The organism is Mycolicibacter sp. MU0102 (assembly GCF_963378105.1).
GTDB classification, from domain to species: domain Bacteria; phylum Actinomycetota; class Actinomycetes; order Mycobacteriales; family Mycobacteriaceae; genus Mycobacterium; species Mycobacterium holstebronense.
Genome location: NZ_OY726398.1, coordinates 1,489,187 through 1,502,136 on the forward strand (window position 1 = coordinate 1,489,187; position 12,950 = coordinate 1,502,136).

Consider the following 12,950-nt stretch of genomic DNA (forward strand, 5'->3'; position numbering starts at 1 on the left):
CAGTGACGGCGGGCCCGGACCCGGCCCCGGCCGGTCGCGGACGCCCGCGCGATCCGCGCACCGAGCAGGCCATCACCGAAGCGGCGCGCCGCCTGCTGGCCCGCGACGGCTACGACCAGGTGTCCATCGAGGCGATCGCCCGCGAGGCAGACGTCAGCCGACCCACCGTCTACCGACGCTGGCCGTCGAAGACGCATCTGGTGTTCGACGCGGTCTTCGGTGCCGCCGAGGTCGGTGACGTGCTGACCAGCTCGGGCGACTTCGAAGCAGACCTGCGCCTATTCGTTGCCGGGGTGTTCGAGTTCTGGCGCGCACCGGACGTGGCAGCCGCGGCGCTGGGCATCCTGGCCGATCGCCACCGCGACCCGGAGCTGTTCATCCGCACCCAACAGTTGCTCGACGAGACGACCCGCACCGCGTTCGGTGTGCTGGTCCGCGCCGGCATCGACCAAGGCGTGCTCGATGCCGACATCGATATCGAGATCGCCTATGACGCCTTGGTGGGCACCAGCTTCTACATCGCCCAAGTCTTGGCCACCGACACCGTCGACGCCGCCGCCGACAGACTGTGCACCTTGCTGCTGCAGGGAATGAGAAAGAAGGAGAACCGGGATGAGTGACGAGTTATCGGATCTGTCTGAGGCATTCGGGTCTCTGCTCGACGAGGTCCGTGCCGTCGAGCAACGCCTGCTGACCGCCGATCCGCCGCTGGAGGAGGCCGACGTCCTCGATGGCTACCGATGGGCGTTGAGCCTGCTGCGCGTCGCCTCCGAGGCCTACATCTGGGGCGATGCGGACAAACCGATCCTGGTCGACGTGATCGGCCCCTATCTCAAATGGGGCGGCGACAATTCGGATGCCTTCTACCAGCTGGCGCCAGTCGACCCGAGCCGCAGCTACCGGGTCACCGGCAACCGCGGCGACGCGGTCTATCTGTCCATGACCGTCTACGGCGGGCCCGACGACGGCCGCTACAGCGACCGGATCATCGACACCATCAACGACCGCGACCTCGGTTGCGACGCCGACGGCAACTTCGAATTCGTCCTCAGTGCGCAAGAGCAGCAGGGCAATTGGCTCAAATTGGAGCCCGATGCCGTGTTCATCCTGACCCGCGACTACCTCACCGACCCCGGGACCGATCGGCGGGTGCAGTGGAAGATCGAGGCGCTTGACGACACGCCGCGACGCCCCGACAGCCGGGCCGACCTGAGCCGGCGGATGCGCGCGGCGCGCACCTGGATTCGTGAGCAAGCCGCCATGGCGCCCGTGCGGCTGCCGGCCAACGTGCTGCAGGAGCCCTACCCGGTTCCCAGCCGCACCGTGGGCTGGGCCGCCGGCGATGCGGCCTATTCGATGGGCGCCTACGAACTGCAACCCGGCGAGGCGCTGGTCATCGAAGGGACTTCACCGGAGTGTGTGTTCTGGAATCTGTGCCTGTGGAATCCGTTCCTGCACACCTACGACTACACCCGCGAGCGAGTCACCATCAACGGCGCGCACGTCACTTACGCACCCGACGGGTCCTGGCAGATCGTGATCAGCGAAACCGATCCTGGGCATCCGAACTGGGTGTCCACCGCGGGCCGGTCCAAAGGCCTGATTTGGCTGCGCTGGTTCCTGCCCGAGGCCACCCCCGACCCACTGACCTGCCGGGTCGTCGACGTCGCAGAGCTGGCCTCATGAGCGCCGCCACCCGCCCGGGCGCCATCCGGCTCGAAGACCTCGCCAACCCGGTCTTTCCCGAGGCCGCCGCCCCGATGCGCGACGGCCTGGCCGGCTACGGCGCGGTCCTGCAACTCACACCGGAAGCCCTGCTGCAGGCCGCAACCGAACGAACTGGCCTCGACAATTGGGGCGACAACGGATTCCGCGAACGCCTCGACGTGCTGTGCGGTTCCCTGAACGCTGAAGCCGACCTGTCCGGCGTCGGCCGGGCAATGGCGTTCGAACAACTGGCCGGCCACCTCGTCAACCGGCTTCGGCTCGAAGGTCTGATCGCGGCGAACCCCGAGATCGAGAGCATCGAGATCGAACGGCCGATCATCATCTGCGGGCTGCCACGCACCGGCACTACCCACCTGCACAACTTGATCGCCGCAGACCCGGCACTGCGCTACCTGCCCTACTGGGAGAGCATGGAGCCGGTTCCCACGCCGGGCGAACCCGATCCGCAGGCCAGGCGAGACCGCTGCGCCGTCGGCCTGGATCTGATCAACACCTCGATGCCCGAGTTCAAGCGCATGCATGACATGACCGTCGACCACGCGCACGAAGAGATCCAGCTGCTGGGCAACGACATCTCCGGAATGCTGTTCGAATGTAGTTACTTCCTCCCGACATTCGCACAGCACTACAAGACACACGACCAGAGCGCGTCGTACGCATACATGAAGCGCACCCTGCAGGCGCTGCAATGGCTACGCGGTGGGACCCGCTGGGTGCTCAAATCGCCACAGCATCTGGAACAGTTCCCCGCGCTGTACGCCACCTTCCCCGACGCCACCTTCGTTGTCACCCATCGGGATCCGGTCGAGGTGACGCGATCGATGGCGACCATGATCAGCTACGCAGCACGCATGGCCTGCGACAAACCCGATCCGGTCAAGATCTCGAAGTATTGGTTGGACCGGGCCGACGACCTGCTCACCGGCTGCCTGCGCGACCGCGACGTGCTGCCGGCGGCACAGTCCGTCGACGTGCGGTTCGAGGACTTCATGGCCGATGAGGACGGGACCGTCGCCGCCATCTACGAGCTCGCGGGCCAGCCGCTGGACACCCGGGCCAAAGACGCGATGACGCAGTTCTGCGTCGCGCACCCCCGCGGGCGCTACGGCGCGGTCGACTACCAGCCGGCCGATCTGGGCCTGGATGCCGACGAGGTGGCAGAGCGCCTGCGCGCCTACCGAAACCAATTCGTCGACGACTAGTGGGAGAAACCATGAATCAACCGATCGCCGCTGACGCCTGGGTCGCCACCGAACTCGGTGACCCGGCCAAGGTGCTGGCTCGCCAGAGCGTCGAGGTGCGCGCGCCTGGGCCCGGCGAAATCCGGGTCGCCGTCCATGCGTTCTGCCTCAATTTCAACGACATCGACATCATCGGTGGCCGGTACACGACGCTGCCGCTGCAGCCGCCGTTCGTGCCCGGTATGGAGACGGTGGGCGTCGTGGAGAGTGCCGGCCAGGGTGCCGAGCATCTCATCGGCCGGCGCATCGTCGGCATCCCGGTGATGGCCTTCGGCGGGTACGCCTCCTACGCGATCGTCGATGCGGCGACCGCGCTGGATCTGCCGGATTGGGTCAGTGATGTCGATGGCGCGGCCCTGCACTACCCCTTCCACCTGGGCTGGTTCGCGTTGCGCGAACGTGGCCGCCTCAAGCCGGGGGAGACCCTGCTGGTGCACGCCGCCGCGGGCGGTACCGGATCCGGCGCGTTGGTGCTCGGCAAGGCGCTGGGCGCGCGCGTGATCGCCACCGCCGGCAGCGACGAGAAGTTGGAGTTCTGCAAGGAACTCGGCGCCGACCACGCGATCAACTACCGCGATGCCGACTGGGCGCAACAGGTCGTGGAGCTGACCTACGGCCGTGGTGTCGACGTCGCGTTCGACGCGGTCGGCGGTGACGTGGCCGTGGAGACCTTCAAGTGCATGGGTTTGAACGGCCGGTACCTGATGGCCGGGTTCGCCCAGGACATCGCCCTGGAGGACGGCGACTACTTGTCGCCGCGGCCGATCGCCTACAGCAACTTCGACGTGTGCGGGGTATGCCTGGTCTACGTCAATGATCCGGTCGCGATCCGGCGTACCCTGGGGTTCAACTGGCCCGCTCGCTCGGAAGGACTGGAAGCCCACGCGAAGATCCTGGAGATGCTGCGTACCGGGAAGATCCGTACCGTCGTCGGCGCAGAGGTTCCCTGGACCGATCTGCCGAATGCATTGGAACGCATGGCCGCCCGCCAGACCACCGGCCGCCTGGTGGTCAGCACCGGCCATCACGGGTAACTTGCCCGGATCAAACCGATGGCTTTCGATGCCTAAGGTCACTTCCGGCTAGGCGCGCGGTCACCGTAGCCTGGCGATCATGATTCCGTTGGGGCCGCCGCCCCCGGCGCCGGTCGTCAAACCCCGCCGCCGGGGCGGACCGCGCGGGCCGGTGTTCCTGGGTGCCAACATCGTGGTGCTGGGCTGGCTGGCCGTCGCGGTGGCGTTGCTGGTCGCGCACAACGTCGTTGCGCACCCGATCTGGTTGCCGGTGCACGCACTGCTGCTCGGTGCGGCCACCAACGCGATCGTGATCTGGTCGGGACACTTCACCACCACGCTGTGCCGGGTTCCCGACCCGCCGCAGTGGCACCTGGTGGCCAAACTGGCCCTGCTCAACGTCGCCGTGATCGCGACCCTGGCCGGAGTGGCCTTCAACACCGAGGCCCTGACCGGGATGGGTGGCACGGCCGTGGCCCTGGTCGCCGTCGCCCACGGTGCCGAGTTGATCGCGATGAAGAAGCGTGCCCTGTCGGCGCGCTTTGACTACCTGGTCGGTTTCTACTTGGCGGCCATCGCGGCGCTGCTGGCCGGATCGGCGACCGGTGCGGCCATGGCCTTCGGGGTGGCCCGGTGGTATGCGCGGCTGTGGACCACCCACGTGCACGTGATGCTCTACGGGTGGATCGGCCTGACGGTGGTGGGCACCTTGTTCACCCTGTGGCCCACCACAATCCGGGAGAAGATCACCCCGCGCAGCTTTGCGATGGCCAGGCGTGCGCTGCCGACGCTGACGGTGGGCCTGGCTGGCGCGGCCGCCGGTCTGCTCACCGACAGCTGGTGGCTGACCGCGGCAGGACTGCTGGGTTATGCGGTCGGAGTCGGTCTGTCGATCGTCGGGTTGTGGCCAGGGCGCAGCTTCACCGGACCCGCGGCCTGGATGCTGGTCGGCGCGACGGCCTGGCTCGGGGTCGCCGTCCTGATCGAGACGATCCGGCTGATCGCCGCCCGCTCCGTCGATGTGCTGCCCGCGTTCGTGGAGAACACCCTGCTGCCGCTGCTGGCGGTCGGATTCGTCGCCCAGATCCTGTTGGGCGCCCTGAGCCAGCTGCTGCCGATCCTGGTGGCCAACGGCCCGCCCGTTCGCAAAGCCGTCATCGGCTACCTGGACCAGGGCTGGCAGGTCCGGGTGTGCGCGATCAACATCGCCGTACCACTGGTCGCCGGGCCGTGGCGGGCACCGCTGCCGTTGATCGGCTGGGTGCTGGCCGCGGTCGCGGTCGCCAGCTTCGTGCTGCTGGCGCTGCGGCTCGCGCTGCCCGTGGCGCTGCGCGGCCCGCTCGACATCGAGGCGATCGCGCCGCATTCGCGGGCGGTCACCGGGGCGGTCGCCGTCGCCGCGGTGGCCGCGGTCGCCGCCGCGCTGGGGTTCGGGATCGGCGGCCCCGCGTCCTCGGGCGCCGCCGGCATCTCCGGTGAGGCACGCACCGTCGACGTCACGCTGAAGAACATGCGGTTCTCTCCGGATGTGATCAACGTGCCGGCTGGAACCCGGCTGGTGCTACGAGTCATCAACATCGACGGATTGCCGCACGATTTGCACGTCGACACCGGCGAGCACACCCCACGGTTGAGCCGCGGCCAGACCGCGGTGCTGGATCTCGGTGCGGTGCACCAGGACCGGGAGGTGTGGTGTGACGTACCCGGTCACCGGGCCGCCGGCATGACGATGACGGTCCATGCCATCGGTGGCGTCCCGCGCCATGAGCACGCCGGCGGGGGGCATGGTGGCCTACCCGCACCGACGGTCTTGGACCTGGCCGCCGACCCGTCCCCGGGCTGGACGCCGCGCGATGCGGTGCTTGCACCGGCGACCTCGGGTGTGCATCGGGTGGAACTACGCGCCGTCGACCGGGAATTGGAGATCGCGCCCGGGCGCCGGGAGATCCGCTGGACCTTCGGCGGCGTCGAACCGGCACCGACCCTGCACGGCCGGGTCGGGGACACCTTCGAGATCACGCTGATCAACGACGCGACCATGGGCCACGGAATCGACTTTCACGCCGGAGCGCTCGCCCCGGACCAACCGATGCGCACCTTGGCGCCGGGGGAGCGGCTGGTCTACCGGTTCACGGCGCACCGGGCCGGCGCCTGGCTCTATCACTGCAGCACCCCGCCGATGGCGCTGCACATCGCCAACGGCATGTACGGCGCGGTGATCATCGACCCGCCCGGGTTACCGGCGGTAGACCGGGAATACGCCCTGGTCGGCGCTCAGCTCTACGCGAGCGCACCGGATTCCGACGCCCAAACCACGGCCATCCGCGCCGGCCAGCCCGACGGTTGGATGTTCAACGGCACCGCGGCCCAGTACATGCACGCCCCGCTGCCGGCGCGCACCGGCGAGCGGGTGCGCGTCTGGGTGGTCAACGCCGGCCCGAGCGACTCGATCGCATTCCATGTCGTCGGGTCGCAGTTCGACACCGTCTACAAAGAGGGCGTCTGGCTGCTGCGGGCGAGTGATCCGGGCGGCTCCCAAGCTCTGGACTTAGCGCCCGCGCAGGGTGGCTTCGTCGAGCTCACCTTTCCCGAACCGGGCCACTACCCGTTCATGGATCACGACATGCGGCACGCCGAGAACGGGGCGCACGGGATCTTCGCGGTGACGGGTTAGCCCAGGTCACGCCGAGTGTGAGGTTTCGTGCGTGACAAGCCGTTTTCGACCACCAAACCGCACACTCGACGAATAGCCACGCCGCACCGGATGACCAGGGCTCTCGGTGTTCGCTGGCATAATGAGATCAGCGTCACAAGGAGGCTCACATGGGCCAGCTGCCAGGCATTACCGGTCCGCAGGTCGCCCTGGAGCCTGTGCAGCTGATCGCGCCGGACGGGGCTCCCACCACCGAGAATCGCTATAGCCGGGACCTGCCCGAAGAAACCCTTGGTTGGCTCTACGAGCTGATGGTGCTCACCCGCGAACTCGATACCGAACTGGTCAACCTGCAACGACAGGGCGAGCTGGGGCTCTACGCGTCCTGCCGAGGCCAGGAGGCTGCCCAGGTCGGCGCCGCCGCGTGCCTGCGCAAGACCGACTGGCTGTTCCCGCAGTACCGCGAGCTGGGTGTCTTCGTCACCCGGGGAATCCCGCCGTGGCACCTCGCGGCCGCCTGGCGTGGAACCTGGAACGGCGGGCTGGAGTTCACCGAGAAGAACTGCGCGCCGATCTCGGTTCCGATAGGTACCCAGGCGCTGCACGCGGTGGGCGCCGCGATGGCCGCCCAACGCCTGGCCGAGGACTCCGTCACCGTCGCCTTCACCGGCGACGGCGCCACCAGCGAGGGCGATGTACACGAGGCACTCAATTTCGCCGCCGTGTTCACCGCCCCGTGCGTGTTCTATGTGCAGAACAACCAGTGGGCCATCTCAGTGCCGCTGCGTAAGCAGACGGCTGCTGTCTCGCTGGCGCACAAGGCGATCGGCTACGGCATGCCGGGTATCCGGGTGGACGGCAACGATCCGCTGGCCTGCTACGCGGTGATGGCCGAAGCCGCCGAGCGGGCACGACACGGTGGTGGACCGAGCTTGATCGAGGCCGTCACCTACCGGCTCGGTCCGCACACCACCTCCGATGATCCGACTCGTTACCGCAGCGACGCCGAAGTCGACCAGTGGACGGCGCTCGACCCGATCCCGCGGTACCGCACCTACCTGCGCAATATCGGCGTGTGGTCGCAGCGGTTAGAGGACCGGGTCGACTCTCGGGCCAAGCGCGTACGCAGCGAGCTGCGAGACGCCACCGTCGGGGCCGCCGATGCCGACATCGACGAGGTGTTCGCCGCCGTCTTCACCGAGATCACCCCGGAGCTGCAGCAACAGCGGGCCGCGCTGCGCGCCGAATTGGGCAGGGGGCGCTGATGACCCAGATCCTCGAACCCCCCACCCGCGCAGCGACCCCCACCGCGGCGGCCGGCTCCAGCACGCGCACCGAAGAGCTGACCATGGTGGCGGCGCTCAACCGGGCATTGCGCGATGCGATGGACGCCGAACCCAAAGTCCTGGTGTTCGGCACCGACGTGGGCGTGCAGGGCGGGGTGTTCCGGGTGACCGAGGGCCTGGCCGAAATCTTCGGTGAGCAACGCTGTTTCGACACGCCGCTGGCGGAATCGGCGGTGATCGGCATCGCCATCGGACTGGCGATTCGCGGCTTCGTCCCGGTTCCGGAGATCCAGTTCGACGGGTTCAGCTACCCGGCATTGGACCAGGTGGTCAGCCACCTGGCCAAGTACCGGACCCGGACCCGCGGCGCGGTATCGATGCCGGTCACCGTGCGCATCCCTTCGTTCGGCGGAATCGGTGCGGCCGAGCATCATTCGGAATCCACCGAAACCTATTGGGCGCACACCGCCGGACTGAAGGTGGTGGTGCCCGCCGACCCGTCGGACGCGTACTGGCTACTGCGACACGCGATCGCCGCCCCCGATCCGGTCATGTTCCTCGAGCCCAAGCGGCGGTACTGGGCCCGCGGCCCCGTCGACACCGAACACCCGGCGCCGGGCATCGGGTGTGCTGCCGTTCGCCGGCCCGGTACCGACGTCACGGTGCTCACCTACGGCGGCGGAGTGGCCACTGCAATGTCCGCGGCCGACATCGGCGCGCAACAGCACGGGTGGAGCCTGGAGGTGGTCGACCTGCGCTCGCTGGTCCCACTCGACTTCGACACCGTCGCGGCGTCGGTACGGCGCACCGGGCGATGCGTGGTGCTGCACGAGGGTCCGCGCAACCTCGGCTACGGTGCCGAACTGGCTGCGCGCATCTCCGAGGAACTGTTCTACGAGCTGGAGGCACCGGTGTTGCGCGCCAGCGGATTCGACACCCCGTATCCACCGGCCCGACTGGAACGCCTGTGGCTGCCCGGCCCCGATCGGTTGCTGGACTGCGTGCAGCGCGTCCTAGAGGCGCCGTGAGTACCGAGACGGTCCAGACCTTCACCGTCCCCGATCTCGGGGAGGGACTCGAAGAGGTGACGGTGACCAGCTGGAGCGTCGCTGTCGGCGATCAGATCGAACTCAACCAGGCGCTCTGCTCGGTGGAGACGGCCAAAGCCGAAGTGGAGATACCCAGCCCGTATGCCGGCCGGGTGGTCGAGTTGGGCGGTGCTGTGGGAGACGTGCTCGCGGTCGGGGCACCGCTAGTGCGCATCGACACGGGTGCACCGGGCGAGCGCCCCGATGCACCCGCGGGGCGCGCGCCGGTGCTGGTCGGCTACGGCGCCGACGACAGTTTCGACACCAGCCGCCGCACCTGCACTTCCGTTCCCGGGCGGCCGAGGGCCAAGCCGGGTGCCCGCAAGCTCGCTGCTGAGCTGGGCGTCGACTTGAGCAGCGTGATGCCCGGACCGAGCGGCGTGATCACCCCCGACGGCGTGCGCGCAGCCGCCGGCCAGGCGGCTCCCGGCGATGAACTTCGTCCGCCCACCCCGGTGCAGGCAGCCATGGCCGAGCGGATGACACTGTCCCGCAGCAAGATCCCCGACGCGCACGGCTGCGTGCAGGTAGACGGCACCAACCTGCTGTGGCTGCGGGATCGGCTCGTCGAGACGGGCGGCGAGACGATCACTCCGTTCGTGCTGATCCTGCGGCTGTTGGTCATCGCCCTGACTCGCCATCCGGTGCTCAACGCCACGTGGGTCGAAGCGCCGGAGGGCCCGATGATCCGCACCCATCACGGGGTGCATCTGGGTTTCGGGGTGGCCGCGCCGCGGGGCCTGCTGGTGCCGGTGGTGTTCGACGCGCACCGCAAAACCACCCGCGAACTTGGCGACACCGTGGCGCGGCTGATCGCCGAGGCCCGGGCCGGCACACTCAAACCGGCCGAGCTGCAGGGGTCGACGTTCACGGTCTCCAACTTCGGGGCGCTCGGCCTCGACGAGGGGGTGCCGGTGATCAATTACCCGGAGGCGGCCATCCTGGGGATCGGCTCGCTCAAACCACGGCCGCTGGCGGTGGGCGACACCGTCGTCGTGCGTCCACAGCTGACCCTGACGTGCGCATTCGACCATCGCGTCGCCGACGGCGCGCAGACCGCCGAATTCCTGTGCGCACTTCGCGATCTGATCGAACAACCCGAGATCGCGCTGCTGGATCTGTAGTCGGGCGCCGCTACTTGCGCTGCGCTGCGGCCAGCCGTGCGGCGAAGTCCGGCGACTCGACGGTGGCGGCCTGCGGACCCAGCTCGGTCTGCTTGGCGAACTCGTGTTGGTCGCCCTCGATCGCACCGGGACTGGCGGTGGCGCGCATCGTCGCCTTGGTCGCCAAAACCACCTGCCGAGGCGCCGACGCCGGCCCGGCGGCCAGGTTCATCGCCGCGGCGACAGGGTCGTCGTCGATCTGCAGCGCCAAGCCGTGCCGCACCGCGGCCTCGGCGTCGAAACGCATGCCGAACAACAGGGCGGCCCGGGCCACCTGAGGGCCGACCGCCCGATGCAGCATCCAGGTGGCACCGCCGCCGGGATGCAGACCCAACTGCTGGAAGCGGGCGTCGAACAGCGCCGCCGGACCGGCGATACGCACGTCGGCGGCCAGCGCCAGGTTCAGACCCGCACCCACCGCGGCACCGTTGACCGCGGCGATCGTGGGCAAGGTGCACTGCGCGATGGCCATGAAACCGTCGTACAGCGCCAACAGTCCGTCCTCGGTCGCCGCACCGAGGGCCGACAGGTCGGCGCCGGCGCAGAATGCCCGGCCCGCGCCGGTGACGACCACCGCGTGCACCCCGGGGTCGGCTTCGGCCCGCTCCACGGCGGCCCGCAGCTGCACCGACATCGTGCCGGTGACGGCATTACGCCGGTCCGGATCGTTGACGGTGATCAGCGCTACGCGGTCGGTGACGCTGTATAAGACGAGATCGGGACGTGTCATAGGGCGATGACGCTACCGCGGTGGGGAGCGATCAGCCGATCCAGGTGACGACCCCTGCGGTCACCCCCACCATCGCGATCATGAACATGGTGAAGAAGATGAGCGCCCGTTCGTGGCTCATGGATCTGCCTTTCGCGATTTGCCCGGTCTCCTTGTCGTTCCGCGCGACGCGATGTCATGCGAACCGGGCTTCTGGCGTTCCGCTGCGGCTGACGCGCCGCTGTTCGGCGGCGGTCGATGCGTTGACGGATCGTCCTTGGTTGATCGTTGACGCTCCAGAGTAGTGGCTAGCCCGGCTGCTTGCCGAATCCCCGGTGCTAATCACTGTGGTGCAGGGCCCGCAAGATGGTCGCGTGGCGTAGCAGGAACGTGCGTTCGTCAAGCTTCTTGCGACGAAGCCACTCGGTGACCTCGCGGTTGTGTTTGCTTGCGTTGCAGGCGGCGCAGGCAGGGACCACGTTTTCGAGGGTGTAGCGGCCGCCGCGAGAGATCGGAACAATGCAGTCGCGCTGCAATGCGGTGCTCGTCACTTGGCAGTACGCGCAGCTGCCCCACGCGTCGAGGATGGTGTCCCACTGGGTTGCGGTGAGGTCGTTGTCGACACGAGCGAGTCGGCGTCGTCGTCGCGTCGCGTAACGCGCGCGAGCCGCCCCCGAGGTTTTGGCCGGAAACCTGCGTCGAGGGGGCATCCGCTAACGGTAGCCGGGCCGATCGCCGCTACTTGAGCTCTTCGCCCAGGCTGTTGCGCCCCTGTTGAGTGTCGGTTGATGGTTGACGGATCTGTGTCGGTTGATCTTTGACACTCTTGTGTTGTGGTTTAGGTCTGTGCGCTGGTGCGCAAGGCCCGTTTGTTTCGTACCGTGCCGGTGCTGGTGCGGGCGGCGGTTTTGACGAGTTGGTTTCCGATCCAGAACCGCAGCAGCTGGCCGTCGACATGGACATCGCAGCGGGCCCCGGCGTAATGCCGACCCACGCTGACCTGCTGCCAGGACACGCACACCACCCCGTTGGTGGTCACCGTCCGCGACACCCAGTCATCCCCGGTGCGGTCGGTGCCAGGGGCCGTCGCCGTCGCGCTGGGACTGACACCCCGCGCACTGGTGGTGAAGCGTTCGGCCGGGGTGGCCATCTTCAACGACTGATGAGGACGAACAGTGTTGTAGTGGTCCACCCACGCATCCAACGCCCGCTGGGCCGCCTTCAACGTGGGGAAAGGCGCTGCATTGCTGAGGAACTCAGCTCGCAAACTGCGGTGAAACCGCTCGATCTTGCCGGTGGTGGTCGGCGATCGTGGCGCCGTCAGCAGATGCTCGATGCCGCGTTCGCGGCAGATCGCGTCGAAGAGCACCTCCACCGGCGGATGGTTGAACCGCCCAGTGAAGACCTTGCCGTTGTCGGTCAAGATCTGCTCGGGAGCCCCGTAGGTCGCCAACGCATCACGCAGTCCCTCGCAGACCGCACCGGTACGTTCCCGGACCATCAACCGGGCGCAGACACACATCCGTGAGTGATCGTCGATCCCGGTCAGCGCTTTGGCGCTGGTGCCATCGGCCAGCGGGAAGCCACCCACGACATCCATCTGCCACAGCTCCATCGGCGCCCCGCGTTCCCAGCGTTTCCACTTACGCGAACGTCGATCCCGCAACGTCGGATCGATCAACCCAGCCCGCAGCAACGCCCGATACACCGCCGACGCCGACGGCAGCGGAGACACCTCACGTTTGGCCAGTTCGAACACCAGCCGCCGCGGCCCCCAGTACGGGCGCGAGCGCCGCAACTCCAACACCACCGCCTCCACCGACGCCGGCATCTGATGCGGACACGACACCGGCCGATGCGACCGGTCAGCCAACCCCTCTAACCCCTCGGCCTCATAGCGGGCCAACCACGCATGCAACGTCTGCCGCGACACCCCGACCTTGCTGGCCACCTGACACACCGACAAACCATCACTGATCACCGCCAACACGGCCTGATACCGCTGCTCGACCACGCTCAACTCCCTCATCTAGGGAGTGTCAAGGATCAACCGAAGCCGCTGTCAAGCA

The 12,950-nt window shown here is 68.1% G+C and carries 11 protein-coding genes; 8 read left to right on the plus strand and 3 right to left on the minus strand.

Annotated features, from left to right (window positions below):
* Window positions 1–2: 2 nt before the first annotated feature.
* The 8 genes from RCP37_RS06985 (at window position 3) to RCP37_RS07020 (ending at window position 10,133) form a co-directional block, all read left to right on the plus strand.
* Complete coding sequence (locus RCP37_RS06985) at window positions 3–620, plus strand: TetR/AcrR family transcriptional regulator (protein WP_308486198.1); 618 nt, start codon at window positions 3–5, stop codon at window positions 618–620.
* A complete protein-coding gene (locus tag RCP37_RS06990; RefSeq protein ID WP_308486199.1) occupies window positions 613–1,686 on the plus strand; it encodes a DUF1214 domain-containing protein in 1,074 nt (357 codons plus the stop codon). The genes RCP37_RS06985 and RCP37_RS06990 overlap by 8 nt, the downstream gene beginning before the upstream one ends.
* Window positions 1,683–2,930: a sulfotransferase family protein gene (locus RCP37_RS06995; protein WP_308486200.1), complete on the plus strand. Its 1,248-nt coding sequence runs from the start codon at window positions 1,683–1,685 to the stop codon at window positions 2,928–2,930. The genes RCP37_RS06990 and RCP37_RS06995 overlap by 4 nt, the downstream gene beginning before the upstream one ends.
* A gap of 11 nt (window positions 2,931–2,941) precedes the next feature.
* Entirely contained in the window at window positions 2,942–4,003 is a 1,062-nt protein-coding gene (locus tag RCP37_RS07000; RefSeq protein ID WP_308486201.1) for an NADPH:quinone oxidoreductase family protein, read from the plus strand.
* A 79-nt stretch (window positions 4,004–4,082) separates the two neighbouring features.
* Window positions 4,083–6,656 (plus strand): multicopper oxidase domain-containing protein, encoded by a 2,574-nt coding sequence (locus tag RCP37_RS07005; protein ID WP_308486202.1) that lies wholly within the window; start codon window positions 4,083–4,085, stop codon window positions 6,654–6,656.
* 149 nt (window positions 6,657–6,805) lie between these two features.
* Window positions 6,806–7,900 carry a pyruvate dehydrogenase (acetyl-transferring) E1 component subunit alpha gene (gene pdhA / locus RCP37_RS07010; protein WP_308486203.1) on the plus strand — a complete coding sequence of 365 codons (1,095 nt, stop codon included), beginning with the start codon at window positions 6,806–6,808 and terminating at the stop codon, window positions 7,898–7,900.
* Window positions 7,900–8,949 carry an alpha-ketoacid dehydrogenase subunit beta gene (locus tag RCP37_RS07015; RefSeq protein ID WP_308486204.1) on the plus strand — a complete coding sequence of 350 codons (1,050 nt, stop codon included), beginning with the start codon at window positions 7,900–7,902 and terminating at the stop codon, window positions 8,947–8,949. The genes pdhA and RCP37_RS07015 overlap by 1 nt, the downstream gene beginning before the upstream one ends.
* Window positions 8,946–10,133: a dihydrolipoamide acetyltransferase family protein gene (locus RCP37_RS07020; protein ID WP_308486205.1), complete on the plus strand. Its 1,188-nt coding sequence runs from the start codon at window positions 8,946–8,948 to the stop codon at window positions 10,131–10,133. The genes RCP37_RS07015 and RCP37_RS07020 overlap by 4 nt, the downstream gene beginning before the upstream one ends.
* Before the next feature lie 10 nt (window positions 10,134–10,143).
* On the opposite strand, the gene RCP37_RS07025 is transcribed toward RCP37_RS07020, so the two are convergent.
* The 3 genes from RCP37_RS07025 to RCP37_RS07035 form a co-directional block, all read right to left on the minus strand.
* A complete protein-coding gene (locus RCP37_RS07025) occupies window positions 10,144–10,902 on the minus strand; it encodes an enoyl-CoA hydratase (protein WP_308486206.1) in 759 nt (252 codons plus the stop codon).
* A gap of 317 nt (window positions 10,903–11,219) precedes the next feature.
* Complete coding sequence (locus RCP37_RS07030; protein ID WP_308486207.1) at window positions 11,220–11,591, minus strand: HNH endonuclease; 372 nt, start codon at window positions 11,589–11,591, stop codon at window positions 11,220–11,222.
* A gap of 128 nt (window positions 11,592–11,719) precedes the next feature.
* Window positions 11,720–12,910 carry an IS481 family transposase gene (locus RCP37_RS07035; protein WP_308486208.1) on the minus strand — a complete coding sequence of 397 codons (1,191 nt, stop codon included), beginning with the start codon at window positions 12,908–12,910 and terminating at the stop codon, window positions 11,720–11,722.
* Window positions 12,911–12,950 lie beyond the last annotated feature (40 nt).

Bases quoted from the DNA above. Each gene is read 5' to 3' on its own strand.
- RCP37_RS06990 (WP_308486199.1), top strand. From the start codon at position 613: ATGAGTGACGAGTTATCGGATCTGTCTGAGGCATTCGGGTCTCTGCTC.
- RCP37_RS06995 (WP_308486200.1), top strand. From the start codon at position 1,683: ATGAGCGCCGCCACCCGCCCGGGCGCCATCCGGCTCGAAGACCTCGCC.
- RCP37_RS07000 (WP_308486201.1), top strand. From the start codon at position 2,942: ATGAATCAACCGATCGCCGCTGACGCCTGGGTCGCCACCGAACTCGGT.
- RCP37_RS07005 (WP_308486202.1), top strand. From the start codon at position 4,083: ATGATTCCGTTGGGGCCGCCGCCCCCGGCGCCGGTCGTCAAACCCCGC.
- pdhA (WP_308486203.1), top strand. From the start codon at position 6,806: ATGGGCCAGCTGCCAGGCATTACCGGTCCGCAGGTCGCCCTGGAGCCT.
- RCP37_RS07015 (WP_308486204.1), top strand. From the start codon at position 7,900: ATGACCCAGATCCTCGAACCCCCCACCCGCGCAGCGACCCCCACCGCG.
- RCP37_RS07025 (WP_308486206.1), bottom strand. From the start codon at position 10,902: ATGACACGTCCCGATCTCGTCTTATACAGCGTCACCGACCGCGTAGCG.
- RCP37_RS07030 (WP_308486207.1), bottom strand. From the start codon at position 11,591: ATGCCCCCTCGACGCAGGTTTCCGGCCAAAACCTCGGGGGCGGCTCGC.
- RCP37_RS07035 (WP_308486208.1), bottom strand. From the start codon at position 12,910: ATGAGGGAGTTGAGCGTGGTCGAGCAGCGGTATCAGGCCGTGTTGGCG.